At 66.9% G+C, this 25,575-nt stretch carries 24 protein-coding genes; 7 read left to right on the forward strand and 17 right to left on the reverse strand.

Annotated features, from left to right (window positions below; genetic code table 11):
* Position 1: 1 nt before the first annotated feature.
* The 3 genes from ACFC4D_RS39980 to ACFC4D_RS39990 all read right to left on the reverse strand — a co-directional run bounded on the left by ACFC4D_RS39980 (position 2) and on the right by ACFC4D_RS39990 (position 2,474).
* Positions 2-595 carry a Tellurium resistance gene (locus ACFC4D_RS39980; protein WP_376071360.1) on the reverse strand — a complete coding sequence of 198 codons (594 nt, stop codon included), beginning with the start codon at positions 593-595 and terminating at the stop codon, positions 2-4.
* A gap of 84 nt (positions 596-679) precedes the next feature.
* Positions 680-1,792: a DUF475 domain-containing protein gene (locus ACFC4D_RS39985; RefSeq protein ID WP_375961260.1), complete on the reverse strand. Its 1,113-nt coding sequence runs from the start codon at positions 1,790-1,792 to the stop codon at positions 680-682.
* A 106-nt stretch (positions 1,793-1,898) separates the two neighbouring features.
* On the reverse strand, positions 1,899-2,474 hold the full coding sequence (locus ACFC4D_RS39990) for a TerD family protein (protein WP_364636572.1): 576 nt from the start codon (positions 2,472-2,474) through the stop codon (positions 1,899-1,901).
* A 212-nt stretch (positions 2,475-2,686) separates the two neighbouring features.
* Between ACFC4D_RS39990 and ACFC4D_RS39995 the strand changes: the two genes are divergently transcribed.
* The 4 genes from ACFC4D_RS39995 (at position 2,687) to ACFC4D_RS40010 (ending at position 8,547) form a co-directional block, all read left to right on the forward strand.
* Positions 2,687-3,886 (forward strand): hypothetical protein, encoded by a 1,200-nt coding sequence (locus ACFC4D_RS39995; protein WP_376071364.1) that lies wholly within the window; start codon positions 2,687-2,689, stop codon positions 3,884-3,886.
* Positions 3,887-3,980: 94 nt separating this feature from the next.
* Entirely contained in the window at positions 3,981-5,138 is a 1,158-nt protein-coding gene (locus tag ACFC4D_RS40000) for an HpcH/HpaI aldolase/citrate lyase family protein (RefSeq protein ID WP_375963775.1), read from the forward strand.
* Complete coding sequence (locus ACFC4D_RS40005) at positions 5,135-7,672, forward strand: phosphoribosyltransferase (RefSeq protein ID WP_376071366.1); 2,538 nt, start codon at positions 5,135-5,137, stop codon at positions 7,670-7,672. Before ACFC4D_RS40000 ends, ACFC4D_RS40005 begins: the two co-directional genes overlap by 4 nt.
* A gap of 59 nt (positions 7,673-7,731) precedes the next feature.
* Positions 7,732-8,547 (forward strand): HAD family hydrolase, encoded by an 816-nt coding sequence (locus ACFC4D_RS40010; protein ID WP_376071500.1) that lies wholly within the window; start codon positions 7,732-7,734, stop codon positions 8,545-8,547.
* On the opposite strand, the gene ACFC4D_RS40015 is transcribed toward ACFC4D_RS40010, so the two are convergent.
* The 9 genes from ACFC4D_RS40015 to ACFC4D_RS40055 all read right to left on the reverse strand — a co-directional run bounded on the left by ACFC4D_RS40015 (position 8,544) and on the right by ACFC4D_RS40055 (position 16,273).
* Complete coding sequence (locus tag ACFC4D_RS40015; RefSeq protein WP_376071503.1) at positions 8,544-9,296, reverse strand: isocitrate lyase/phosphoenolpyruvate mutase family protein; 753 nt, start codon at positions 9,294-9,296, stop codon at positions 8,544-8,546. The two genes, ACFC4D_RS40010 and ACFC4D_RS40015, sit on opposite strands and share 4 nt — an antisense overlap.
* Positions 9,297-9,812: 516 nt before the next feature.
* A complete protein-coding gene (locus ACFC4D_RS40020) occupies positions 9,813-10,859 on the reverse strand; it encodes a radical SAM protein (RefSeq protein ID WP_376071369.1) in 1,047 nt (348 codons plus the stop codon).
* A gap of 81 nt (positions 10,860-10,940) precedes the next feature.
* Entirely contained in the window at positions 10,941-11,666 is a 726-nt protein-coding gene (gene dhaM, locus ACFC4D_RS40025) for a dihydroxyacetone kinase phosphoryl donor subunit DhaM (protein ID WP_376071372.1), read from the reverse strand.
* Between the two features lie 8 nt (positions 11,667-11,674).
* Positions 11,675-12,301 carry a dihydroxyacetone kinase subunit DhaL gene (dhaL, locus tag ACFC4D_RS40030; protein WP_376071505.1) on the reverse strand — a complete coding sequence of 209 codons (627 nt, stop codon included), beginning with the start codon at positions 12,299-12,301 and terminating at the stop codon, positions 11,675-11,677.
* Positions 12,301-13,302: a dihydroxyacetone kinase subunit DhaK gene (dhaK, locus tag ACFC4D_RS40035; protein WP_376071374.1), complete on the reverse strand. Its 1,002-nt coding sequence runs from the start codon at positions 13,300-13,302 to the stop codon at positions 12,301-12,303. The genes dhaL and dhaK overlap by 1 nt, the downstream gene beginning before the upstream one ends.
* Positions 13,303-13,331: 29 nt before the next feature.
* Positions 13,332-14,066 (reverse strand): hypothetical protein, encoded by a 735-nt coding sequence (locus ACFC4D_RS40040; protein WP_364636558.1) that lies wholly within the window; start codon positions 14,064-14,066, stop codon positions 13,332-13,334.
* Positions 14,067-14,165: 99 nt separating this feature from the next.
* Positions 14,166-14,927 (reverse strand): AIM24 family protein, encoded by a 762-nt coding sequence (locus ACFC4D_RS40045; RefSeq protein ID WP_375961246.1) that lies wholly within the window; start codon positions 14,925-14,927, stop codon positions 14,166-14,168.
* Between the two features lie 7 nt (positions 14,928-14,934).
* The gene (locus ACFC4D_RS40050) at positions 14,935-15,639 is read right to left on the reverse strand and encodes an AIM24 family protein (protein WP_375961244.1); all 705 of its coding nucleotides are present in this window, start codon (positions 15,637-15,639) and stop codon (positions 14,935-14,937) included.
* Between the two features lie 10 nt (positions 15,640-15,649).
* A complete protein-coding gene (locus tag ACFC4D_RS40055) occupies positions 15,650-16,273 on the reverse strand; it encodes an AIM24 family protein (RefSeq protein ID WP_364636552.1) in 624 nt (207 codons plus the stop codon).
* Between the two features lie 114 nt (positions 16,274-16,387).
* Between ACFC4D_RS40055 and ACFC4D_RS40060 the strand changes: the two genes are divergently transcribed.
* Positions 16,388-17,668: a TerD family protein gene (locus tag ACFC4D_RS40060; RefSeq protein ID WP_376071377.1), complete on the forward strand. Its 1,281-nt coding sequence runs from the start codon at positions 16,388-16,390 to the stop codon at positions 17,666-17,668.
* Positions 17,669-17,723: 55 nt separating this feature from the next.
* Here the strand turns inward: ACFC4D_RS40060 and ACFC4D_RS40065 are convergent, their stop codons facing one another.
* The 3 genes from ACFC4D_RS40065 to ACFC4D_RS40075 form a co-directional block, all read right to left on the reverse strand.
* Positions 17,724-19,298 (reverse strand): glycosyltransferase family 87 protein, encoded by a 1,575-nt coding sequence (locus ACFC4D_RS40065; RefSeq protein WP_376071508.1) that lies wholly within the window; start codon positions 19,296-19,298, stop codon positions 17,724-17,726.
* A gap of 93 nt (positions 19,299-19,391) precedes the next feature.
* On the reverse strand, positions 19,392-21,587 hold the full coding sequence (locus tag ACFC4D_RS40070; protein ID WP_376071510.1) for a transglycosylase domain-containing protein: 2,196 nt from the start codon (positions 21,585-21,587) through the stop codon (positions 19,392-19,394).
* A gap of 756 nt (positions 21,588-22,343) precedes the next feature.
* On the reverse strand, positions 22,344-22,754 hold the full coding sequence (locus ACFC4D_RS40075) for a DUF5318 domain-containing protein (protein ID WP_364636548.1): 411 nt from the start codon (positions 22,752-22,754) through the stop codon (positions 22,344-22,346).
* A 174-nt stretch (positions 22,755-22,928) separates the two neighbouring features.
* On the opposite strand from ACFC4D_RS40075, the gene ACFC4D_RS40080 reads away from it, so the two are divergent.
* Together ACFC4D_RS40080 and ACFC4D_RS40085 are read left to right on the forward strand one after the other, a co-directional pair.
* The gene (locus tag ACFC4D_RS40080; protein ID WP_364636546.1) at positions 22,929-23,486 is read left to right on the forward strand and encodes a PadR family transcriptional regulator; all 558 of its coding nucleotides are present in this window, start codon (positions 22,929-22,931) and stop codon (positions 23,484-23,486) included.
* A complete protein-coding gene (locus ACFC4D_RS40085; RefSeq protein ID WP_364636544.1) occupies positions 23,479-24,564 on the forward strand; it encodes an inositol-3-phosphate synthase in 1,086 nt (361 codons plus the stop codon). Before ACFC4D_RS40080 ends, ACFC4D_RS40085 begins: the two co-directional genes overlap by 8 nt.
* Positions 24,565-24,645: 81 nt before the next feature.
* On the opposite strand, the gene ACFC4D_RS40090 is transcribed toward ACFC4D_RS40085, so the two are convergent.
* A complete protein-coding gene (locus ACFC4D_RS40090; RefSeq protein ID WP_375961237.1) occupies positions 24,646-25,071 on the reverse strand; it encodes a GyrI-like domain-containing protein in 426 nt (141 codons plus the stop codon).
* Between the two features lie 5 nt (positions 25,072-25,076).
* Complete coding sequence (locus tag ACFC4D_RS40095) at positions 25,077-25,532, reverse strand: GyrI-like domain-containing protein (protein ID WP_364636540.1); 456 nt, start codon at positions 25,530-25,532, stop codon at positions 25,077-25,079.
* Positions 25,533-25,575: the final 43 nt, after the last annotated feature.

Here is a 25,575-nt window from a genome sequence, read left to right on the forward strand (position 1 = left end):
CCTATTTGCTCCCAGCCTGCCATTTCATGCCCCAGCCGTAGGCACGGTCGATGGCGCTCTGATTTCCGTTGATGTACTGCACTTCTCGATGCACGGTGAGCCCGCCGCCGTTGTTTTGCAGCAGGGCGATGGCGCACGAGCGCGCGCCGTCCACCGGCGAGTCCAGGCGCACCTCGACCTCCGGACCGGAGGTGGGGTACAGCGTCACCACACCGTCGGCGGCGGCCCAATTGGGTACGCCCTCATAGATGAACGCGAAGATCAGAATCCGCCGGAAGGTGTCCGGGCGTGCCAGGTCGATATGCATATTCTCGCCGCCGGAGGATTCCCCGGTGCGGTCGTCGCCGTCGAGTTGGATGAAGGGCGCGGAATGCAAAGAGCCGAAATTGTTTCCGACCGCCTGCACCACGCCTTTGCTGCCGTCGGAAAGTTCCCACAGGCAGCCGAGATCCAGGTCGATCGCACTGGAGCGTTTGAAGAATCCGCGCCGCGCCCCCTGCGACCAGTTCAGGTTCACCCGCAATAACCCTTGGCTGTCACCGGGTTTGGTGAGACTCACCGACGGTGCGGCCTTGGACAGCGTGACCTTGCTCATGACATTCCCCCCTCAGGGATTGAAACGACACCGCGCCCGCCGCGCGAATTCGCGTGACGGGCGCGGAAAGTGGAGTTACGTGGTTCAGGCTACCGGGGTGGGTTCCTGGGTCGTCACGCTTTTGGAGTCATCGTCATCGCCCAGCCGGCGATTGCGAATGATGCTGGTGATGAACGCCGCTCCGATGAACGCCACACCCACCAGGCCGGTGATGACCTCGTTGATGTGCACGCCGATGGAGACCAGCAGGATGATCGCCAGCGCGCCGATGGCCCAGTGCGCGCCGTGCTCCAGGTACACGTACTCGGACAGCGTGCCCTTGCGGACCAGGAACACCGTGATGGACCGGACGAACATGGCGCCGATCAGGCCCAGGCCCAGGGCGATCAGGATCGGGTCCGAGGTGATGGCGAACGCGCCGATGACACCGTCGAAGGAGAACGAGGCGTCGAGCACTTCCAGGTACAGGAACAGGAAGAACGCTGCCTTACCGGTGGCCTTGACGACCCCGCTGGGCCCGGATTCGGCGCCCTCCTCGAGTTCCTCGGTGTGGAACATCGATCCGAGTCCGTCGACGAGTATGTAGGTGACCACGCCCAGGATGCCGGACAGCAGTACGGTGCCGCGGTCGTCCGCGTCGGCAATCCATTCCGCGGCAATGACAATGGCGACCAGGGTGAGCACCACCGAGAGCATGTCGAGCTTGCCGAGCTTGGCCAGCGGCCGCTCGATCCAGCCCAGCCAGGTGATCTCATGCTCTTCGAGGATGAAGTTCAGGAACAGCAGCAGCAGGAACGCGCCACCGAAGGCGGCGATCTGCGGATGCGCGTCGGTGAGCAGCTTCTCGTAGGAGGCGCTGCCATCGGGGAAGGTGAGGGCGCCGTCCGCGGGCGGGTTCATCGCGAGATCGAACGCGCGCTTGGGGTCCAGGCCCGCGGTGACCCACACGATGGCGAGCGGGAAGACCAGGCGCATACCGAAGACGGCGATGACGACGCCGACGGTCAGGAAGATGCGCTGCCAGAATTCGCTCATTCGTTGCAGGACACTGGCATTGATCACGGCGTTGTCGAACGACAGCGACACCTCGAGGATGCCCAGGATGGCGCACAGTGCCAGCGCTGTCGGACCGCCGTACAGGAATGCCGCGATGAGCGACACCACCGTGACGAGGATGGAGAGGCCGAATATACGCACCGCTAGGGGGCCTTTCGTTGTGCCGGAACCGCTTGAGGATCGGGTGATGCTCGCACGAGGAGGGGCTCATGCACCCGAGCCCCCCTGGCGCGTCGAAACTATTTGATTAGACGTTGACGCCGTAGTCGCGGGCGATACCGGACAGACCGGACGCGTAGCCCTGGCCGATGGCCCGGAACTTCCATTCGGCGCCATTGCGGTACAGCTCACCGAAGACCATGGCGGTCTCGGTGGAGGCGTCCTCGGTGAGGTCGTAGCGGGCCAGTTCGGCGCCGTTGGCGCGGTCGACCACGCGGATGTAGGCGTTGCGGACCTGGCCGAAGCTCTGGCCGCGCTGATCCGCCTCGTAGATCGAGACCGGGAAGAAGATGGACTCGATGGTCGGCGGGGTGGCCGCGAGATCGATATTGATGATCTCGTCGTCGCCTTCGCCCTCACCGGTGAGGTTGTCGCCGGTGTGCACGATGGAGCCCTCGGGCGAGGTCAGGTTGTTGAAGAACACGAAGTGCTTGTCCGACACGACCTTCTTGTCGGCGCCGGTCGCGATGGCGCTGGCGTCCAGGTCGAAGTCGCTCCCGGTGGTGGTCCGCAGATCCCAGCCGAGGCCGACCGACACGGCGGTGAGGTTCGGGGCCTGCTTCGTCAGCGAAACATTGCCGCCCTTGGACAAACTGACACCCATGCGGGAATCCCTTCCGTTGGAAAGCGTTCAAACGTTCTTGTAGCGCGGCATGTCCGAATTGCCGGGGTCCGCAGGTACGACCCTAGTAGTTTTCCGCGAGCTTGTGCATGAACAAACCGAGGACATCCACCGGCACCAGCCTGTCACGCGACATGTCACCGGGTTCATCGTCACAGTCGCCCCGGGTGTGAACGGGCACCTAACATCGGGGCGTGGCAGGCCGTAGACGCGGATGGTTCCGCTCCGCACCCCCGAACACCGAATGGGTGGCGCAAGCCCGGACGGCGCTGACCGCGGCCTTCCTGGACATGGATACCCGGCAGAGCATCGCCGAGAACGCGGTCGCGGCATCGGCACAGGTGTTTCCCGAACGCGGGATGGCGGCGCAGTGGGATCGGGTGCGCGCCCGCTGCTATGACGCCGCGGGGTCCTATCTGGCCCTGAACGAGCGGCTGGACCAGGCCGAACGGGACGGCGGCATGATCCCGCAACCCGAGATCGAGGCGCAGGTGCGCAAGCTCGCGGATGCCGCGCGCGGGGTGGACGAGTTCTATCGCGGCAATCAGGCGCACCTCGAACACGCCGTCGCCATCTACGGTTCGGTGCCGCAATTGGTGGCGCAGGTGCGGTCGGCGGCACAGCAGGCGCGGCAGGCCGCGGACGCGTCGCCGTTCACCGGATATCCGTCGGTGCTGCTGTCCAAGGCGGCGGTGGATGAGGGTCTCGTCACATTGGAGGCGGCCGCCGCGGCCGGTGTCGGGGCCACCCGCGAGGCCGCGACGGAGCTGGACAATCGCACGCGCGCGTTGTCAAGGGTACTGGAAGACGCACCGGGCAAACAGCATTCGGCGACCACCGCATTGGCATCGGCGGGTACCCGGCTGGCGGCGGCCCAGCATCGCACCGAGCGACTCGCCCCGGCGCTGTCCGCCCTGCTCCGGGAGTTCAACGCTGCAAGTTCGGCGGATTTGGCGAACAATGAGCGGCAAGCCCACCGAGCCATCGACGCCGCAGCCGCGGAACTGTCCCGGGCCCGGGCCGCATTGCAGAACAACGACCCGGAGCAAACGCTTGAGTTGACCACATCCGCCCGCGGGCACCTCGCCTCCGCAGAGGAGCAGGCCGACGCTGTCACCGACCGGTTGACACTGTTGCGCGAGGTCCGCGAGAAGCCACAGGAGAAGGCCAAGACCGTACGGTTCAAACTGCGCGACGCGCAGATGCTGGCGGTGAACAACGGTCTCGTCCCCCAGTGGGGTTCGGTACTGGATGCCCAGTCCGAACGCCTGGATCGGGTGGTCGCCGGGCTCACCGGCCCGCATCCGGACTATTGGGCGTATATCTCCGAACTGGACGCCATCTCGGCGTTCCTTGCGGGTGTTGTCGAACGCATGCGAAATACCGATAGATAAACCGACCGAACAGTAGGAGGCACGGGGGACGATGACCGCGATTATCAGCACCTATCCGGAAGTCGCCCCCGTATCCCTGCACAAGCGCTTCCCCATGCGCCACTTCCCGCAGGTACCGGGGCCGGAACTGCGACTGCTCTTCCACTGCCTGCCCGAACCCTTCGGCGGCTCCAGCGACCGCGACCTGCTGTCCATGGCATTGGGCGCGACGCTCTACGTGCCCGCGACCCGCGACGACCTCACCGCCACCATCGTGCGCCGGGCCGAACGCGGGGTGTGCTCCATGGTCATCGACCTCGAGGACGCCGTCGCCGACCACGACCTGGAATTCGGGAAGAAACAGGCCGTCGCGACACTCGACGAACTCGGCGCGGGCACGGACACGCATCCGCTGCTGTTCGTGCGCGTGCGCGATGCCGAATCCGTCGGCGAGATCGTCGCCGCCCTGGGAACGGGCGCGCGGGCGCTCACCGGATTCGTCTTCCCCAAATTCGACAGCACCTCCGGCGCGAAATACCTCGACGCCCTGGACCGGGCCTCGGAAGCGCTGGGGCGCACCGTCTTCGGCATGCCGGTGCTGGAATCACCCGCGCTGGTGCACCGCCAGACCCGCGATCTGGAACTGCATCGCATCCAGGACATGCTCACCGCGCGCCGGGACAGCGTGCTCGCGGTGCGCATCGGGGCCACGGATATGTGCTCCACCTTCGGAATTCGGCGCGACCGCGATCTCACCATCTACGACGTGCGCGTGGTGGCCGACGTCATCGCGGACATCGTCAACTACCTGGGGCGAACGGACGGAACGGGATTCACCATCACCGGGCCGGTGTGGGAGTACTTCGCGGACCACGAGCGCATGTTCCGCCCGCAGTTGCGCACCTCGCCGTTCTCCGAAGCCGACGCGGTGCCGTTCCGGCAATACCTGGTCAGCCGGGATCTGGATGGGCTGCTGCGCGAGATAACCCTGGACCGCGCCAATGGAATTCAGGGCAAGACGGTTATCCACCCGTCCCACGTGGCGGTGGTGCACGCGCTGTCGGTGGTCACCCATGAGGAGTACTCCGACGCCCTCGACATCCTGCGCGAGGATTCCGGCGGCGTCGCGGCCTCGGAGTATCGCAACAAGATGAACGAGATGAAGCCGCATCGCAGCTGGGCTCGCCAAACTTTGCTGCGCGCCCGCGTATTCGGAGTCACCAATAAGGGCGTCTCCTTCGTAGATCTACTGAAAGTGCTGGTGGCATCGTGAGCGCGCGTCCCGAGGGCACAGTCACCACCGAGCCCGCGACGTCTGCCCCCGAACCGTGGGCCACCCGTGAACTCGGCCTGGGCCTGCGCCACGGCGACTCCCACGTCCCCGCCCCCGCCTGGGACATCCCCGACCTCATCGAACCCGGCCTGCGCCGCAACCCCCGCCGCGCCCACCTGCTGGTCTCCACCGTCCTGGGCAAACACCTCCCCACCGACCCGCACCGCGTCATCGACGCCGGAAACCGCCTGGGCGACTTGGTCTCGGAGACGCTGACGGCTCATGCAGGGCACGCCGCTGCGGCCGTCACGGCGAACAATGTGGCCGCGGTTGTGCTCGGATTCGCCGAGACCGCAACGGGACTCGGGCACACGGTGGCGGCGCGCATCGGTGCGCAGTGCTATCTGCACTCCACCCGGCGTGATGTGCCGACCGCCGTAACCCTCACCGGGTTCGAAGAGGGGCATTCGCACGCCACCTCGCATCTGCTGCAGCCGATGCCCGCCGAGATCTTCCGCAATGAGCTACCCATGGTGCTCGTCGATGATGAGATCTCGACCGGCGCAACAGCGCTCGACGCGATTCGCGCATTGCACGCGTTCACACCGCGACCGCACTACATTCTGGCTTCGCTGGTCGATATGCGGACCGATGCGGACAAGGCCGCGTTCGCCGCCACCGCCGCCGAACTCGGCGTCGAGATCGCCGCGGTGTGCCTGGCGGCCGGGGAGACCCTTCTTCCCGCCGGTCTGGTCGAAGCCGTTGCCGCCCTGCCGGATCCGGAGCTGAATCCCGTCGCCGCGGTTCGCGGTGAATTCTCGCGCCTCGAACTACCTTGGTCCCGAACGGTTCCCGAGGGTGGCCGACACGGGATTCTGGAGTCCGATACCCCTGCTTTCGAAGCCGCCGTCTCGACCGCGACCGCGGCCCTGCGCGACCATCTCAGCGAACTACCTTGGGGTAGTGCTGAATCGGCGCTGCGGCCGGTGATCGTGCTCGCGCATGAGGAGCTCATGTACTTGCCGTTGCGTCTGGCGGCGGCGCTGGCCGATGGGGGAGTGGCGGCGCGGTATCAGACGACTACGCGGTCACCGGCCTATGTGCTGGATGAGCCCGGGTATCCGTTGCGTCGTGGATTCCGTTTCACCGCACCGGAACTCGGCGAGGACGCACCGCGCTTCGTGTACAACGCGCAGTGGCCCGAGCCGATCGCCGTGGAGCCGATTCTGCTGGTTGTGATCGATGAGCCCGCCGATACCGAGCGCCTCACCGAGACGGGCGGCTTGATAGATGTGCTGACCGCGTCCGGTGCGGACGTCGTACTTGCCGTGCTGCCGGGTGTCGATCCGCAGGCGCTGCTGGCCACCCGCTCCGCCGGTGCGGTCGCGGGAGTCGCGGCACCTTCCGGGTCCGAGCGGGTGCTGCCGGAACCGTTGCGCGGACCCGAGTTCGGGTCGTATGCGGCCGATGAAGTGGCTTGGCTGTTGAAGGATTTGTCCGGGGCGGATCTGGAAGCCGATGTGGCGGAGCGGGAACGGCGGATTCAGGCCGGGGTCGCGCATTACGCGGAGTCGCTGCCGGTGGAATATCAGCCGGATGCCGCCTATCGGGAGCTGTTCGACAAGGTGCTCGCCGAGAGCGCGGAGCGGTTGGCGCTGGCCGTGGCCACGGTGTCCGAAGTCGTGGTGGCCGAGCGCGGGAACGATATCGTGCTGGTGTCGCTGGCGCGGGCCGGAACCCCGGTCGGGGTGCTGATGCGGCGGTGGCTGGCCACCCGCGGGCTGGATGTGCCGCATTACGCGGTGTCGATCGTGCGTGATCGCGGTATCGACGCGGTGGCGCTGGATTATCTTGCCGCGCATCATGATCCGGCGAATATCGTGTTCGTGGACGGCTGGACCGGCAAGGGTGCGATCACGCATGAGCTGGCCGAGGCGCTCGACGCGTACGCCGCCGCGGGTGGCGCGCGGTTCGATCCGGAACTGGTCGTGCTCGCCGATCCGGGCGCGTGCGTGCGCACCTACGGCACCCGCGACGACTTCCTGATCGCGTCGGCCTGCCTGAATTCCACGGTGTCCGGCCTGGTTTCGCGCACGGTGCTGAACGACACCCTGATCGGCCCGGGCGATTTCCACGGCGCGAAGTTCTACGCCGAACTCGCCGCCGACGATGTGTCCGGCCGCCTGCTCGATGCCGTCACCGCGGCCTTCGATACGGTGCGCCCGCAGGTCCCCGCGCAGGTCGAAGCGGTGCTGACCTCCGACCGCACCCCCACCTGGGCCGGGTGGGCCTCGGTGGAGAAGGTGCGCGAAGCGTACGGCGTCGCCAGCGTGAACTTCGTGAAACCCGGTGTGGGAGAGACGACCCGGGTGCTGCTGCGCCGCGTCCCCTGGCGGGTGCTGGTGCGCGAGGCGGACGCTCCCGAGCACGCGCATATCCGCATGCTGGCCGCCGCCCGCGATGTCCCCGTCGAAGTGGTGCCCGATCTCGCGTACGCGTGCATGGGCCTGATCAAGGATGTGGCCGAGCAGTGACCGGACGGAAGCTGCTGTCGCGCAGGGAAACCCTGATCGCGACCGATCTGGACCGCACCATGATCTACTCCCGCAACGCTTCCCGCGATGCCTCGGGCGCGACCGCGGACCTGCCCTCGGTGTGCGTGGAGCACTATCAGGGCGCCCCGCTGTCGTTCATGACTGTCATCGCGACCGAACGCCTGCGGGCCCTCACCGAAGTGGCGGCGGTCATCCCGACCACCACGCGAACCATCAAGCAGTTCAAGCGAATCGGCCTCCCGGGTGCGCCGTGGCGCTTCGCCGTCACCACCAACGGCGGCAATATCCTCGACAACGGCGTCCCCGACACCCGCTGGCGCAGTTCACTGGACGCCGAGGTCCGCTCCGGCAGCGCCACCCTGTCTCAGGTGAATGCCGAATTGCTTTCCCGCATAGACGATTCCTGGGCGACCAAGTTCCGCGTCGCCGACCATCTCTTCAACTACCTGGTCGTGGATCCGGCCCGGCAGCCCGCCGATTTCCTGGCCGAATGGGATGCCTGGTGCCGCGCACGCGGCTGGTCCGCTTCGCAGCAGGGCCGCAAGATCTACAGCATGCCCGATGCGGTCTGCAAGAGCCGCGCGGTCGCCGAAGTGCGCCGCCGCCTCCAGGATTCGGGCGAACTCGCCCCGGAGGCCCGGTTGCTCGCGGCCGGTGACGGCGCCCTCGACGCGGAAATGCTCCGCACCGCCGACGCCGCCATCCGTCCCCGGCACGGCGAACTCGAACAGCTCGGCTGGACCAGCCCCAACCTCACCCTCACCCCGTCGGCGGGCATTCTCGCGGGTGTGGAGATCCTGGACTGGTTCCTGACCGGGGCCGCGCTCGCGACCCGGGAACCGGTGCTCTCCTAGCGCCAGATGCCGAACAGCCCGTTGGCGTATTCGGTGAGCGCGTTCTGCAGGAACGGCCCGAAACTCACGCGCGCCACCCCCAATTCGGCGAAGTAGGCGCGCCCGTCCTGCGCGGGAATGCCGATCGAGTTGACCGGCAGCGGCAGCTCACCGGTGAGCCGCCGCAGCACCTCGGGCTCATGCCGTCCGACCGGGTACAGCACATCGGCTCCGGCGGCAGCGGCCAGTTGCATCCGCTCCAGCGCGCTGTCCAGCCGTTCGGCCGGTGTCCCGGTATCGGGCCGCATGAAGACGTCGGTGCGCGCGTTCACGACCACGTGCACGCCCGCCGCGTCGGCGGCCTGCCGCAGTTCCCCGACCAGATCGGCGTGCTCCTGCGGCGCCCGCAGTCGCTTACCCTCGCTGTGCACGGTGTCCTCGATATTGAGCCCCACCGCCCCGGCCTCCAACAGCCCTTCGATCAGGGTGGCGGGCTTCTGCGCGTATCCGGACTCGATATCCACCGACACCGGAATGTCCACCGCCGCGGTGATCTCCTTGATCCGCGCGGTCACCTCGGTGAAGGTCATCCCCTCGTTATCCGCCCGCCCCAGCGAATTGGCGAGCGGATGACTGCCGACGGTGATCGCCGAGAACCCGGCCTCCTGCACCAGTTTCGCGGACCAGGCATCCCACACGGTAGGCAGAATCACCGGATTCCCCGGCTGATGAAGTGCGAGAAACGTTTCGGCGTGCTCCTTCAATGTCATCCCCCGATCCTGCCCCTCCCCGCCACCGCGCGAAAGGCGGCCCACGTCACTCGCGTGCCGCAGGCGTTCGCGCACGAGCTCGATCCGCACCCGATCCCGGGCCGATCCGCGCGCCGCCAGGAACGCGATCAGATGTGCGGGCGACGCGACCGGGAATCCGAACCGGGTGCTCGCCGCGGCGAGGAGTTCCGGCCAGGCCACGGCGTCGTACTCGTAGGTGGCGTCGACGACCGCCGCGCCGCGTCGTGCGCGCAGATAGAACCGCCCGCTCAGCGTCCGCGGGCACAGTGGCGGCCGAATCTCGTCCTGCCAGGAGTGAATTCGCCAGCCGTGCGTGATCAGGGTCGTGGCGAAAGCGTCGAGGTCGGCCGGTTCGACGATGAGATCGCAATCGTTGACCGGCACCGGGTCCCCGTATCGCAGGTGCAGTGCGAATCCGCCGATCACCACGAACGGCACACCGCGCGAACGCAATTCGCGCAGTGTGTCGGTATAGACGCTGATATCGGCGGTCATCTAGGCGGTCCGCAGCAGCACATCGGTCTGCGGATCCCAATCGGCGCAGAGGTTTCCGTTGGCGTGGTGGATCAGCTTGTAGACCACGTTCGAGTGGTGCCGGTCTTTCATGAGGCCGTAGTCCGAGGTCTCGAAGGTGACATCGACGGTATCGCGCCAGCGCAGGCGCAGATTCCAGTAGTAGTACCCGATGGTGTGCCGCAGCGGGGTGAATCCGACGGCGGGCGCGGCGGCCGCGGGCCACACCTGGTCGAGCAGGGTTTCGATCGGCACCCGGTCCTGTTCGATCAATCGTAGTGGTGCGTTCGGGCGGTAGAGGTCGGCGAGGCGGGAGAATTCCCGGAACACCACATCGGTGACGCCCAGTTCACGCGTCCACGCCAGATAGCGTTCGACGCCGGCGAGATCGTGGATGCCGCTCGCCTGGACGATGCACACCAGCCGAACCGGCATGGCGGCCACCACATCTCGCACCGTCCGTTCGAAGACGGAGTTGTCCCCGACCGGTTTCCCCCTGCGGAAGCGCATGATTCGATCATTGACCTGCTGATCCGGGTGGTGCCGGGACACTTCGGCGCGGGTCAGCCCGAACTCCCGCAGCCGCGGAATCAACCGGGCCCCATGGGTTTCCCGGGCGAGTCCCGCCGTGTTCGTGTACAGCACCTTCTCGGTGATCGGCCCCTCGTGCGCGTCGATCAGGGCCAGTACCCGCTCCAGCCAGTCGGGGTCGTCGGTCGATTCCAGGCCGGAGAGCGAGAGGCCGAACGGCAGGCCGCGCAATTCCCGCAGCGAGCGCTGCAGACCGTCGAAATAGTCCGGCCCCGGGCGCAATCCGGCCGACAGCACGGTGGCGTCCCGATGCCGCAGCGTTTCCGAGCAGAAGACGCAGCGGGCCGAACAGGGTTGAGCGGAAGCGAACGGGGTGAAGGTCAAAGGCAGCGAGAAGGTGTGCTCGCGATCGCCGATGCGGTGCGTGACCAGGTCGGCGCCCTCACCGATCCGCTCATCGACATCGACTCCCGGAAACCGAATCTCCGTGGCGGTCATGGTTGCCTCCCCGTCCTGCCGTATTAGTCGTAGTGACTAAAATAGACCGGGAACTCGGATACGTCCAGGGTGAAGCCGATCTCAATTGCCGGTGACCGCGGTGCGCACCCGATCGATCGCCGCGGTCGCATCGGGGCCGAGTGCGGATACCTCCAGGTGATGGCCGGGTGATACGCCGAGGGTGAGGAGGCGGGTGAGGCTGTCGGCGGGGACCGGTCCGGTTCCCGTGGTGGCGTTTCGGAGTTCTATGTCGACGTCCAGGTCGCGGAGCGCGGCAATGAGTTCGGCGGCGGGGCGGGCGTGCAGGCCGTGCGGATCGGTGACCTCGAAAGCCGCTACCGTGCGTGCGGTCTGGGTGGAGGGTGTGGCACTCGCGGGGGTGGCGACGCCCTCTGCTCCGGATGCGGGGCGTGAACCGCTGTCGCCGAGTTGAGCGTATTTGGCTTCGAGGGCGCGCTCGGCCTCTCGCGCAACCCGTTCCAGGTCTGCACCACCACCCGCCGTCGCCAGCGCGGCGATCAATCCCTCGACGAAGGGCGCGGCGCAGAGGCGAACGCGCACGGGGGATTCCAGCAGTTCCAGGGCTGTCTCGGCGGAAAGCACCGCGCTGCCGAGATCCATCAGGACGAGGACGCCGTCGCCGGTGTCGGCGGCGCTGATCGCCTCCGCCACCGCGACCGCGTCGGTGCCGAGGGAGTTTTCGTATGTGCCCGCGGCGATTTCGATGCGGACGGGTTGGTGGGGGAGTAGTTCGGTGGCCAGGGCGACGGCGGCGCGGGCGAGGGGGCGGCTGTGGGACACGACCACCAGGCCGATCATCGCAGGGCCTGGCGGGCGGCCCGGACGAGGAGGGCGGCACTTGTCGCGCCCGGATCCTGGTGTCCCGCACTGCGTTCGCCGAGGTAGGAGGCGCGGCCCTTGCGGGCGGTGAGGGGTGTGGTCGCGTCCCGGCCGGATTCGGCGGCGGCGACCGCCGCGTCTAGGACCGCCTGTGGGGTGTCGGCGGTACTCGCTTGTTTCTCCAGCACATCGGCGGCCGGGGCCAGGGCGTCGATCATGGTTTTGTCGCCGGGCTCGGCTTTGCCGCGGGCGATGACACCATCGAGTCCGGCCCGGAATGCGAGGGCGAAATCGGTTATGCCGGTTGAGGTTTCGGGATCGGCACCGAGGGCGGTTGCGAGGCGCAGGAAGAAGGTGCCGTACAGCGGGCCACTCGCTCCGCCGATGGTGCGGATCAACACCATGGCGGTCTGCTTGTAGATCTCGGCCGCTGTGGCGGGCGTCGAATCATCCAGCGCCGCAACTGCCGCCGCCATGCCCCGGCGCATATTGGTGCCGTGGTCGGCGTCGCCGATCGCGGCGTCGAGGGCGGTCAGTTCATCGGCGTGCTCGTCGATCAGCGCGGAGAAGGCGCGAATCCAGGCTGCCGCGTCGACCCGCATCAGATGCCCCACCGCAGTGCCGGGGTGCGAACCGGTGCGTCCCACAGTGTCGTGAGTTCCTCGTCGAGCCGGGTGAGGGTGACCGAGCATCCGGCCATATCGAGTGAGGTGATGTACGAACCGACCAGGGAGCGTTCGATTTCCACACCCTGACCGCGCAGTAGTCGAGCCACTTCGTCGAACATGAGGTACAGCTCCAGCAGCGGTGTCCCGCCCATGCCGTTGACGAAGCACAGGACGCGATCACCCCGCTGGAACGGCAGATCGGTGAGAATCGGCTCGACCAGCATGGCGGCGATATCGCGCGCGGGAGCGAGCGGGACGCGGCGGCGGCCGGGTTCGCCGTGGATCCCGATGCCGATCTCCATCTCGTCATCGCCGAGTTCGAAGGTGGGGTGTCCGACGGCGGGCACCGTGCCGGAGGTCAAAGCCATTCCCATACTGCGTGATTCGACGCTCACGCAGGTGGCGATACCGGCCACCTCGACGAGCGGCCGCCCCGCCGCCGCGGCGGCACCGGCCATCTTCTCCACGATGACGGTGGCCCCGACACCGCGCCGACCGGCGGTGTACAGGCTGTCCTGCACCGCCACATCGTCGTTCACCACGACGGAGATCACCTGCACCCCTGTCTCGGCGGCGGCGATTTCGGCGGCCATCTCGAAATTCAGCACATCGCCGGTGTAGTTCTTCACGATGTGCAGCACCCCCGCCCCGGCGTCGGCGGCGGTGGTGGCGGCCAGGATCTGATCGGGGACCGGTGAGGTGAAGATCTCTCCGGCGCAGGCGGCGTCGAGCATGCCGTGGCCGACGAATCCGGCGTGCAGCGGTTCATGTCCGGAACCGCCGCCGGACACCAGGCCCACCTTGCCGGGCACGGGTGCGTCGGCCCGGATGACCAGCCGCTGTTTCGCGTCGATGCGCAATTCCGGATGCGCGGCGGCCATTCCGGCCAGTGCCGCGTCGACCACATCGGCCGGATCATTGATGAGCTTCTTCACCGAATCGTTCTCCTCCGCAGCCAACGGCGTCAGGCGGTCGCGTCCTCTTCCAGTGTGCGCGCCAATTCGATATCGGTGACCAACTGCACCATCAGCTCCCGTAATTCGCAGTCGGGGAGATGGTGTGCCGCGAATTCGAACGGTTCGGATACGTCCAGGCCGCCCTTGGTGGCCTCCAGGATCACCCACGGGATACCGACGTCGGCGACGCCGAGGCGGTCGCGCACCAGATCGGTGGTGTCCTCGATCAATCCGGTGCGCGCGGCGACGGCGGCGGTCATCTGTTCGTCGAGTTCCACCCGGCGCGCTTCCAGCGCACCGAGATCGGCCCCGATCTCCTGGGAGACGGTGGTGCGCACCGATCCGTCGTCGAAGACCTGGAAGCCCTCGTTCACAGCCGTTGTGCCGAGCGCGATCTCGGCCTCGGCGAGATCGGGCAGCGTGCGCAGGCAGTCCAGCACCGCGTCCAGCGCGACTACGAGCCGGTCTCGAATGTCACGGCGGTGCAACAATTCCTGCTCGGCTTGTTCACGTTCGGTGAGCACCTGCTCCACCGCGCGCCCGATCTGGAATGCCATCGCGGTGGATTCGGGCGCCCAGCCGCCCTGCGGCACGAATTCACCCTCGCCGGGAGTGATGGTGTCCAGGAAGCCGTTCACGGCGTCGAGGAGGTCCTCGAGCTGCGTCCGGGACACGGCGGGATGCCGGAAGGCGCGCAAATACTGTTCGTGCGCTTCCGCGGGTTCTACCTCACCGTCGCTCACGAAACCGATCCTGCCACGGGTGAGCGGCGCCGCGCAGTAATGGCAGCAAACCTCTGGCGTGCCCTGTTCAGTGTGCCCCGGGCGGTGTCGGTCACGCGCTCAGTAGCTCTGCTGGCCGCCCAGTTGCTGTGTGACCACGCTCTGGATGCGCTGCAGGCCGGTCGGGGTGATGCCGCTCTGCAGCTGACCCTCGATGGTGCGCACCAGATGCGAGTCGTCCATGATCTTCTCGCTGGACTGGATGAGCACCGTACCCGCGCCGGTGAAGTCGAATTGCCGTTCCTCACCTGAGTTCACGCCGAATCGCGCGGCCCCGGCGGCCAGGAAACCCGATACCCAGCGCTGGTCGTAATGATGACTGGGCGACGGGCAGTCGGCCCAGCCGACGAGCGCTTCCGGGTCCACCCGCAGCGGCGGTTCGGCGAACATGACCGGTCCGTTGGAGGACGCCAGGAACCTGCCGGTGCCGATGAGCGTGAGAAAACCGGGCACGATGGACTGATTCAGCGACAGACCCGGTTCGAATGCCAGCAAATTCGCGGCACGGATGGTGAGATTGCCCTCGTCCAGGTCATAGGAGTTGATGTTGTAACCACGATCGCCGATGATCAATTTTCCGTGACCTTCGGCAATCACGTAGTCACCGGTGAATAATGGAGCTGAAAACTGTTGCGACACCATGTGTAGCAACCCGCCCTGCAGTCCATGAGTCAGCGCCCGGAACTCCATTTGCCCGTAGTAGGCGATCATCGCTCCCCGGCGCATGAACCACGGTTGGCGCAGATCAATGCTGTAGGCATAATCGTTGCCCGGAAGATTATCGCTTTCAACAAGATTCATCGGATTGAGAAGGGTGCTCATGGCAGTCTCACAGCTTCTGTTCGGAGGCTTGCACGTACACGACGCCCTGGCCGGCGCAGTGCAATTGCATAGCCTCACCGGACCCGCGGCCGACCGCGTCCCGCCAGCTCAACGCGGTTTTCAATTCCGTCTGCACATTCCCGTAGGCCGCTACGAAAGCCTGCGGGTCGACGACGACGGGGTACTGCCCGCCGACCGGTAGTTCGAAGAACCCGCCGTGCGCGAGCAAGACGGCACTGCCCTGCCCGGACAGCTGGGTGGTGAACATGCCCGCGCCGGTGAGCATTCCGCTCGCCGCGCCGCGCAGCGCGCCCATCAGGCCGCCACCGCGACCGCCCGAGCCGCCGCCCGAACTCGCCACCGAGACAACCGAACTCTGTAATCCGGCGGTACTGGCGAGCAGCCGCGAGGCTTCCACGCGCAGCACCGCGCCCGGCTGCATCTGCACCACGTGGGTCTCCAAACCCGCGAAGCCGTAATGCACTTCACCGTTGCCCTGCGCCAGCATGGTGCGCTCGTGCTCACCGGCCATCATGCGCCCGGCCATACCGGCGAGCCCGCTCATACCGCCCATCGCGCCCGCGCCGGGCACCTGATGTGGTGAGAACGACACATCGCCGGTGTAGAAGAGCATCGCCCCGGTGCGCGCGATCACACCACCGGACTGCGCCACATTGACCTTCACGACTTTCGCGTTGACCTGTTCGAACATGTTCTCGCCCCTACCGTTCGGCGGGCTGGATCAACACCACGCCCTGCCCGTCCCAGCGCAGCGAGAACGCCTCCCCGCCACCCTGACCCATCACATCGCGCCACGACACGTCGGTGACGAAGGACTGATTCAGATTGCCGCGCGCGGCCACGAACGCATCCGGATCGACCACCAGCGGATACTGCGGCGACACCTCCAGATGAATCAGCGGGCCACCGGCCGACAGCAGCGCCACCTGACCCTGACCGCTCACCGTGGTGGTGAACAGGCCCGCGCCCGTGGTCGCGCCGCGCAGACCCGCGAAACTCACATTGGTGCGCAGGTTTCCGGCGAATGCCAGCAACTGCTGCGACTCCACCTGCAGGGTCTCGTTGTTGATATCCACCACGGTCACGTGCTGGCCGTTGACCGCGAAGAACACCCGGCCCTGCCCGGAACACTCCATGAGCGAGAGCGATTCGCCGGTCGCGCGGCGTTTGATGCCCGCGACCAGGCCGTCACCGCCGCCGAAACCGGCGCTCTTGAACTGCACATTGCCCTCGTAGGCGACCATGGACCCGGAGATAGCCCGCAGGCTGGTTCCGGACAGGTGCGCCTCGATCACCTTTTTGGACTTCTCGAACAGCTGCGCCAATGGATTTCCCCGTACTCGAAACTTGCGGGCAACCCTAACCGATCGGGTGGCCGCCCGTGGTCGTCTATTTCTCGTAGAGTGGCAGCGACAACACCGACAAGCGAAGGGTCGACCTTGTCCGCAGCATTGGTGAAGGGCCAGAACGGTCCTTTGAATGTGAACGATGTGGTGATCAGCGTGCAGATCGCCGCGCCCGCGGATCTGTCCGCACTCCTGGTCACCGAGCACGGCAAGGTCCGCTCGGACGCCGATTTCGTGTTCTTCAATCAGCCCAGCGGGCCGGGGGTGAACCTGCAACCGGGTTCGTCCGGCCAGCCTGCCGCGCTGATGATCTCACTGAGTGCGGTGCCCGCCGGGATCGAGCAGATTCGTGCCGTGATCACCCTGGACGAGGCGGGCAACAACTTCGGACGGCTGCCCGCGCCGGTCGCCGTGGTCTCGGATCTCGGCGGAAATCCGTTGTTCGAGTACCGGATCGAGGGCCTGGACACCGAATCCATCGTCATCGCGCTGGAAGTGTATCGGCGCCAGGGCGGTTGGAAGGTGCGCGCGGTCGGACAGGGCTACGCGGGCGGATTCGCCGCGCTGGTCACCGATCACGGCGTGCAGGTGAATCAGGCGCAGTCCCAGCCCGCCCCGGTGGCCGCGCCCACGGGCGGGTATCCCGAGCAGGCCGCGCCCGCGGGCGGTTATCCGCCGCCCGCCGGGGGCTATCCGCCTCCGGCACAGGGGTATCCGCCGCAGGGCGGCGGTGCGCCGCCCGCCTACAGTCCCGCCACCGATCCGAGCGCGGATCGCGATCTGCCCAAGGGGCAGTCGGTGAGCCTGGTCAAGGGTCAGCGCATCAATCTGCGCAAGGAGGGCGGCGGCGCCCTCAGCTACGTGAAGATGGGCCTGGGCTGGGATCCGGTCAAGCGCGGCGGCATGTTCGGAAACCGCGCGCCCGATATCGATCTGGACGCCTCGGTGGTGCTGTTCGCCGATATGAGCCCGGTCGATGTCGTCTACTACGGCAGCCTGGCCTCCAAGGACGGTTCGATCCGGCATCAGGGCGATAACCTCACCGGTGAGGGCGAGGGCGACGACGAGGTGATCGTGGTCGACCTGACCCGCATCCCGACGCACGTCACCACGCTGCTGTTCATCGTCACCTCGTACAAGGGTCACACCTTCGAACAGGTGGCGAATGCCTTCTGCCGCATGGTGGACGGCACCAACAACGCCGAACTGGCGCGCTACACGATGACGGGCGGCATGTCCTTCACCGGTATGGCGATGGCCAAGGTCTACCGCCAGGGCGGCACCCAGGACTGGAAACTGGAAGCGCTCGGCGAAGGCTTCCAGGCCAAACACCCGGGCGAGGCCGTACCCCAGCTCGGCCGCTTCCTGCACTGAAGGCCGGATGCGAGAATCCCCGCTCTCGGTCGAGAGCGGGGATTCTGTTGTCGCACTAGGTGATTGCGGCCGGGCGCGGCCTCAGCAGTGGCGGCAGCCAGGGGTGGTCGGGGTCGGGCGCTCTGTCGAGGATGCCTCCGGCCGGATCGTCGACGCCGTCCCGGCGGATCGGATCATCCTCCGGGTGGTAGATCTGCCGGATTATCAAGCCGCACAGGATGATCACCGCGATATCGCGGATGGCGACGGTGCCGGTGAACCACTGCTCGGGTATGCCCTTGTGGTCGGTGCCGAGGTAGTAATACATCCGCGGCACCCAGACCAGCGCGTCGATCGTCATCCACGCCAACAGGATTCGGCGCTGCGGCAGCGCGAGCACGGCCAGCGGCACCAGCCACAGCGAATACTGCGGGCTCCACACCTTATTGGTGAGCAGGAACGCCGCCACCACCAGAAACGCCAACTGCGCCAGCCGCGGCCGCCGCGCGGCGGTCAAGCCGATCCAGCCGATGCCCGCGCAGGCGGCGATGAACAGCAGCAGCGAGACGCTGTTCAGCATGGTCGGGGTCGCCCCGGAATCCAGCGCGCCGTCGAATCCCTTCCAGCCGGTGAACGAGGTGATGACGTTGTACACCGAATCCGGATCGGCGTGCCGTTCGGTATTGAGCCGGAAGAACTCTCGCCACCCCTTGCCGTAGAGCACCGCGATCGGCGCGTTCACCGCCAGCCAGGTGATCACGGCCCCGGCGACGGCGGACAGGCCCGCCCGCAGCGGACGCATTCCACCCCAGATGTTTTCGTCCTCGCGCCAGCGTTCGGCGCGCAGGCACAGCACCAGGATGGGGCCGAGCAGCAGCAGTGGATACAGCTTCGCCGCCCCGCCGAGCCCGAGCAGTATGCCTGCCACCCACGGTCGCCGCCGCCCCCACGCCAGTAGTCCACCGGCCGCGAAAGCCGTTGCGAGGGTGTCGAAATTGGTGAACGCGTGCACCAGCACCAGCGGTGACAGCGCGACCAGCGCGGCATCCCACACCCGCCGCCCCGCCAATTGCGCGGAGGCCCAGATGGTCACCAGCCACGCCAGCGCGAGTCCGACCGCGACCACGTTGAAGTAGATGACCACTTCCAGCGCGCCGGGCAGATGAGATTGCTTCCACGCCTTGGCGATTCCCATGGCGCCGTACTGGTAGAGCCCGGACAGCACCGGATACTCCATGTAGCGCGTCTGCGGTTTACCGTCGGAGCCGAAGTCGGTCCACTGCTTCTTGTACGGGAACGCGCCCTCGTTCAAATGTTCCGCGCCGTACAGCGGCACCGTGTCCGAATAGCACATGGCCACGTATTGGCGGCCGTTGTTCCAGTCCAGGCCGATACCGCCGGAGCCGTCGGGGGCCTGCTGGATACAGCCCGCCTTGCCGAACCAGCTGAGCGCCAGGAACAGCACCGCGAAGGCCAGCAGCACCCGCGTGGGCGTCCAGAATCGCACCCGTCCGATGAGCGCGTGATCGCCGACCGGCCCGCCGATCAGATCGCACAGCTGCGCGGTCAGGGTATCGGTGCGGCTGGGCTTGTCGCGGTCGTCGGCCGACCGCAGATCGGCTGCCAGCGGTGCGGGGGAGACGTATCGCACCGGTTCGGACGGGCCGGGTTCCGGTGCGGCACCGGCCGGCTCGCCGAGGGCGGCCGACCGGTGTGTCACTTCCTGCTCGATCACGCCTCGAGGCTACCGACCGCGTGGCGCCCCGTTGCCATTGCCGTTCCCGTTGCCATTCCCATTGCCGTTGCCGTTCCCATTACCGTTCCCGCCGCCCGTACTGGGTGTGGTGGTCAGTGGTGAACCGTCTGCCGGTGCGACGGGTTGACCGGACATCGGACCCGCCCCCGGATCCTGCGTCGGCTGCGATTGCGCTCGCTGCTGGTTCTGCGGATTCGGGGCCAGCCCCGGCACCGGAATCGTGATACCCGGCAGGATTTCCACCTGGCTCTGGGTGATCACCGGCGGCAGCACCGGCGAATCGGTGGTGGAGGGCGCGGTGTACGGCGCCGACCAGGACGGCACGCCCGCCTGTCCGGCGATGGTGCCGGGCTTGGGGAACTTGCTGTTCGGCACGCCCTTGAGCGCCCCGTCCATGGTGCCCTTCCAGATATCGGCGGGCAGGCCGGAGCCGTAGATCATGCCGCCGTTGGCATTTCGCAGCTTCACGCCCTGTTCGGTGCCCATCCAGACCGCGGTGGACAGCTCGGGGGTGAACCCGACCATCCAGGAGTCGCGGTTCTCGCCGGTGTCGCCGAGCTGGTTGGTACCGGTCTTGGTGGCCGAATCCCGGCCGCCCGCCAGGTTGTGATTGCGCGACCAGGCCGCGATGGGCTTCATGGCATCGGTGACGTTATCCGCCACGGCCGCCGAAACCCGCTGCTCGCCCGCGGTTTCGCCGCGATCGAGCAGGACGGTGCCGTCCGAGGTGACGACCTTCTGCACGAAGTGCGGCGCGCGGTACATGCCCGAGGCGGCGATGGTGGCGTACGCGGAGGCCATATCGAGCGGGCGCACCTGGTACTGACCAAGTACGACACCGTTATTGGGGCCGCTGCCATCCGGTTCGGTGAGGGTCTTGCCGACGCCCGGAATGGTGTCCGGGATGCCGAGCTTATGCGCCATATCGGCGATCTTCTGCGGGCCGTTGCCCGGCATATCCAGCATCATGCGGTAGAAGCTGGTGTTCAGCGACCGCTTGAGCGCCTCGGCGATGGTGCACATACCGCACTGCTCGCCCTCGACGTTGGTGATCTTGATGCCGTTCACCGTCACCGGCGAGGAGTCGTACAGCGTCGACAGCGGCTTGCCCATCTCCAGGTTCTCGGCCAGGCCGAACACCTTGAACGACGAGCCCGGCGGCAGACCGGCATTGGCGAAGTCATAGCCCTGACCGTCGGTGCCGCCGTAGTACGCGCGCACCGCACCGGTCTTGGGATCCACCGAAACCACCGCGGTGCGCAGGATGTCCGGCTCACCGTCCATGGTCTTGTTCACCGAATCGACGGCCGCCTGCTGCGCCTTCTGATCGATGGTGGTGGTGATCTGCAGACCCTCGGTGTTCAGCTCGTGCTCGCTGATGCCCGCGGCCTCGAGTTCCTTGAGCACCTGGGTCTTGATCAGACCCTCCGGACCGCTGTCCATGGTCTTGTCACCGGCGGCCTGCGCGGCCGGAATCACCTGCGGGTACTGCATTCCCGCGCGCTGCGCGGCGGGCAGGTTACCGCCGGCGACCATACCGTCGAGCACATAGTTCCACCGCGTCTGCGCGCCCTTGAGGTTCTTCTCCGGATCCAGGTTGGACGGCTGCTGAATCGTCGCCGCCAGCATCGCGCCCTCGGAGGGATCGAGTTCGGAGACCTTCTTGCCGAAGTACGCCTTGGCCGCCGCGTCGATGCCGTACGCGCCGCGACCGAAGTAAATGGTGTTCAGGTACGCGGTGAGAATGTCGTCCTTGGACCACTGCCGCGCCATCTTGGCCGAGATGACCAGCTCGTGCAGCTTACGGCTGAGCGAGCGTTCATCACCGACCAGCGCGTTCTTCACATACTGCTGCGTAATGGTGGAACCACCACCGGCGCTGGCCTTGCCCATGACATTGTCACGCGCGGCGCGCACGAAGCCGGAGATGGAGAAGCCCGGATTGGTGTAGAAATCCCGGTCCTCGGCCGCGATCACCGCGTTGCGCACGTGCGGCGGGATCTGGTCGATGGTCACATCGGTCCGGTTGCCTTCCGGCGGAACCACTTTGGACAGCACCGAGGTGCCGTCCGCCATGAACATGGTGGCCACCTGATTGGTCTTCAGGTCACCGGCCTTGGGCACGTCCACGGTCGAGTAGGCGATCAGGAAGATGGTGCTCGGCGTGACCAGGAACAGCGCCATCAGCACGTACGCCACGCGGCGGACGATCTTCCACGGCGACCTGCGCTTCGGGCGACGGCTGCCGCCTCCGCTGCCGCCGGGGCCCTCACCGCCGGGACGCCGCGGCGGCGGACCGCCCGCGGTGCCACCCTGCGGACGCCGGGCGGCCGCGGGATTCGGGCCCGACGGCGGCCGGGTGCGGTCGTCATTGCGGGTGCGGTCGGCGACGCCCGCGCCGGCGCGAGCCTGCACGCGCGGATTGCGGTCGGAAACCCGTTCGGCGCGATCGGAAGTCGCGGCCCGCTGCAGATGCGGGGGCACGGCCTGGCGACTGCCGGTGTTCACCTTCTGGGTGGCGTCGGGTGCGGGCAGCTTGCGCGTCGCGTCCGGATTGGGCCGGCCCTGCGGCGGCGGACCCGGACGGCGCGGGGGCTGCTGGCCCTGCGGTACCGGGCCGCGCATCGGCTGACCCTGCGGTCCGCGCGGGGGCTGCCCGCCGGGAGCCGGACGGCCCGGCTGTCCCGGGCCCATGCCCGGCTGGCGCGCTCCTGGCGGCGGACCCTGCGGTCGCGGCGGCGGATATCCGCCGGGGCCGGGTTGCGAACCGCCACGCTGGGGGCGGCCGCCGTGCGGTCCGTCGTCATAGGGCGATGTCACAGCCTGGCTCTCCAATAGCTACTCGATACTTACGGTCCTAGCCCGGGGTGGTGGGTCCTTGCGGCAGTTGGCCGCTGCGGGCACGTGTGTACCCGCGTATTCAGCAGTCGGTGCGGCCCTTCACTCGGCCGCGCGACGGCGGGCGCCGGAACGACGGCGGCCCGGCGCGGGGGCCTGGCCCGCCACATAGGACTGCACCAGATGGTTCCAACTGCAGGTCCGGCACACCTCGACCACGTGCACCGAGAACTCCTCGCGCGTCTCGGCCAGCCGGATCAGCTCTTCCGGCGTGCGTGCGGAGCCGGCGGCCGGTCCCAGAGCGTCACCGTAGACCCACGATACGAGAGTCAACTGCTCTTTCCGGCAGATGGGGCATGTGACCTCGCTCCCCCGCCCATGGAATTTCGCCGCACGCAACAGGTACGGATTCGCATCGCACACCGACGAGACGTCCACGCGGCCCGCGTAGACGTCGGCCAGCAGCGACCGGCGCCGGAGCGCATAGTCCACTACCTGCCGCTGTATTCGCACGCGACCCAGAGTACTTGCGGCGGCACGCCCCTCGCACTCCCCTGATGGACTCTCAGGGTTACGTCAGACACCCCGATCCCGGCTTCGTGTGGCTAAATATATCGGCGCGATATAGTTTGTAACTGCATCCATCGGTTAGGTCTGAAGACAACAGTCAGGAGGGGGTGAGGCCCGGTGCTCGAGTTGGCAATCCTCGGGCTGCTCCTCGAATCTCCGATGCACGGCTATGAGTTGCGCAAGCGGCTCACCGGTCTGCTCGGCCCGTTCCGGGCCTTCTCGTACGGGTCGCTGTATCCGACCCTCAAGCGCATGCAGACCGATCGCCTTATCGCGGAAGAGATTCCACCGGGGTTGACCACGCGGCGTGCGCGGCGGGTCTACCAGCTGACCGATCTCGGGCGGGAGCGGTTCGCCGAACTCCTGGCCGATACCGGACCACAGAACTACACCGACGACGGCTTCGGCGTTCACCTGGCTTTCTTCAGCCGCACCCCCGCGGAAGCGAGGATGCGGATTCTGGAAGGCCGGCGACGGCAGGTCGAAGAGCGCCGAGAAGGACTGCGGGAAGCGATCAAACGAGCCAGCGGGCAACTCGATCGCTACACCCGCCAGCTCCATCAGCTCGGTCTCGAATCAAGCGAGCGCGAAGTGCGCTGGCTCAACGAGTTGATTGCTGCGGAGCAATCGACGAAGGCGGCACCACAGAAAGAGGGAAATAGCGGCCATGAGTGAGAACAACACCGAAGTTCGGGTGGCCATCGTAGGTGTGGGTAACTGCGCGTCTTCCCTGGTTCAGGGTGTGCAGTACTACAAGGACGCTGACGAGACCGCGACCGTTCCGGGTCTCATGCACGTCAAGTTCGGCCCCTACCATGTCCGCGATGTGAAGTTCGTCGCCGCGTTCGATGTCGACGCGAAGAAGGTCGGCTTCGACCTCTCCGACGCGATCTTCGCCAGCGAGAACAACACCATCAAGATTTCCGATGTGCCGCCGGCCGATGTGCCCGTGCTGCGCGGTCCGACCCTGGACGGCATCGGCAAGTACTACGCCGAGACCATCGAGCTGTCCGAGGCCGAGCCGGTCGACGTGGTCAAGGCGCTGAAGGATGCCAAGGTCGACGTCCTGGTCTCCTACCTTCCGGTCGGTTCGGAAGAGGCCGACAAGTTCTACGCGCAGTGCGCCATCGACGCGGGCGTCGCCTTCGTCAACGCGCTGCCGGTCTTCATCGCCTCGGATCCGGTGTGGGCGCAGAAGTTCGTCGACGCGGGCATCCCGATCGTCGGCGACGACATCAAGTCCCAGGTCGGCGCGACCATCACGCACCGCGTGATGGCCAAGCTGTTCGAGGACCGCGGTGTGCAGCTGGACCGCACCATGCAGCTGAACGTCGGCGGCAACATGGACTTCAAGAACATGCTCGAGCGGGAGCGCCTGGAGTCCAAGAAGATCTCCAAGACCCAGGCCGTCACCAGCAACCTGAAGAAGGATCTGGGCGAGGGCAACGTGCACATCGGCCCGTCCGATCACGTGGGCTGGCTGGATGACCGCAAGTGGGCGTACGTGCGTCTCGAGGGCCGCGCCTTCGGTGACGTGCCGCTGAACCTGGAGTACAAGCTCGAGGTGTGGGACTCCCCGAACTCGGCCGGCATCATCATCGACGCCGTCCGCGCCGCCAAGATCGCCCTCGATCGCGGCATCGGCGGACCGGTCATCCCGGCCTCGGCCTACCTGATGAAGTCCCCGCCGAAGCAGCTCGCCGACGATGTCGCCCGTGAGCAGCTCGAAGCGTTCATCATCGGCGCCGAGTAAGTAGCGATCACCACCGGGTGAGGGAAGGGCGGGACCGCGATTCGCGGTCCCGCCCTTGGCTTTTGGAAGCTGTCGGCAGCGTCAGTCGAGGGAGACGTAGACCTCGACCGAGGTCGGGCCGGTATAGCGCTCGATCTCGGCGGTGTGGGATCGGGTGATGGTTCCGGCGTTCTCGGCCTTGGCGACCTTCGCCCACGCGGTGCGGAGCAGGTCGTAGGGCTTGTCCGAGACCACGAATTTGGCGTAGCGGCCGGTGGGGATCCGGGTGAGGACGTCACCGGTGTCGAGGTCGTCGAGTCCGGTGAGTTCATAGCCGAGAACCGCCACGGCGTGATCGTTCTGCCCGATATAGGCCGCGACGCGCCCGGCCTTCTTCTCGCGGGCGAGATAGCGGTCCCAGGTGAAGTTCACCAGATCCAGATCCCGCGCGGTGACCTCGCGGCCCGCGAGCGGGATGGTCAGCCCGCCGACGAGAAACCCGTCGAGGGTGATGATTTCGAAATCCACAGCCCCTACCCCTCCGCGCCGGCGTGCAGCGCGACGAAAACCTCCACGGTCCGGGGATCCGGATACCGTTCGAAATCCCCGGTATACGCGCGGGTCAACGTGCCCGAGGCTTCCAGATCCCATACCGTGCGCCAGATGGAGGCGATGGTGTCGCCCAGGTTGTCGCCGGAGCGGGTGAAGCGCGCGAAGGTGCCCGCGGGAATCCGGGCGAGTACATCGCCCGGCAGCAGGTCGTTCAGGCTTTCACAGCGGTAGCCGACGATATGGGTCAGATAGGAGCCGATCTCGGGCGCGTGATCGACATACGCGGTCGCGGGTGGCCCGGGCAGGCTGCGGGCGAGGTTCTGTTTCCAGGCTTCCTCGACCTTGGCGCGGCGCGGTCCCTCGACCGCCAGCGCCGGGCTGCGTAGCACCGTTCCGGCCACCAGCGTCTCGTGGCGTTCAACTACATTGAAATCCACCGGCGTCGCCCCTAAGTCTCGTGCTGTCTCCGACCCCACCCTG

This window comes from Nocardia sp. NPDC056000, from assembly GCF_042269265.1.
Taxonomy (GTDB): Bacteria; Actinomycetota; Actinomycetes; order Mycobacteriales; family Mycobacteriaceae; genus Nocardia.

What these genes read in the sequence shown, in the direction of transcription:
- ACFC4D_RS39980 (WP_376071360.1), bottom strand. Translation starts at nt 595, where the DNA reads ATGAGCAAGGTCACGCTGTCCAAGGCCGCACCGTCGGTGAGTCTCACC.
- ACFC4D_RS39990 (WP_364636572.1), bottom strand. Translation starts at nt 2,474, where the DNA reads ATGGGTGTCAGTTTGTCCAAGGGCGGCAATGTTTCGCTGACGAAGCAG.
- ACFC4D_RS40000 (WP_375963775.1), top strand. Translation starts at nt 3,981, where the DNA reads ATGCGCCACTTCCCGCAGGTACCGGGGCCGGAACTGCGACTGCTCTTC.
- ACFC4D_RS40010 (WP_376071500.1), top strand. Translation starts at nt 7,732, where the DNA reads ATGATCTACTCCCGCAACGCTTCCCGCGATGCCTCGGGCGCGACCGCG.
- ACFC4D_RS40015 (WP_376071503.1), bottom strand. Translation starts at nt 9,296, where the DNA reads ATGACATTGAAGGAGCACGCCGAAACGTTTCTCGCACTTCATCAGCCG.
- ACFC4D_RS40020 (WP_376071369.1), bottom strand. Translation starts at nt 10,859, where the DNA reads ATGACCGCCACGGAGATTCGGTTTCCGGGAGTCGATGTCGATGAGCGG.
- dhaL (WP_376071505.1), bottom strand. Translation starts at nt 12,301, where the DNA reads ATGCGGGTCGACGCGGCAGCCTGGATTCGCGCCTTCTCCGCGCTGATC.
- ACFC4D_RS40045 (WP_375961246.1), bottom strand. Translation starts at nt 14,927, where the DNA reads ATGAGCACCCTTCTCAATCCGATGAATCTTGTTGAAAGCGATAATCTT.
- ACFC4D_RS40050 (WP_375961244.1), bottom strand. Translation starts at nt 15,639, where the DNA reads ATGTTCGAACAGGTCAACGCGAAAGTCGTGAAGGTCAATGTGGCGCAG.
- ACFC4D_RS40070 (WP_376071510.1), bottom strand. Translation starts at nt 21,587, where the DNA reads ATGGCGCTGTTCCTGGTCACGCCGAGCACCATCTTCCTGATCGCCTAC.
- ACFC4D_RS40085 (WP_364636544.1), top strand. Translation starts at nt 23,479, where the DNA reads ATGAGTGAGAACAACACCGAAGTTCGGGTGGCCATCGTAGGTGTGGGT.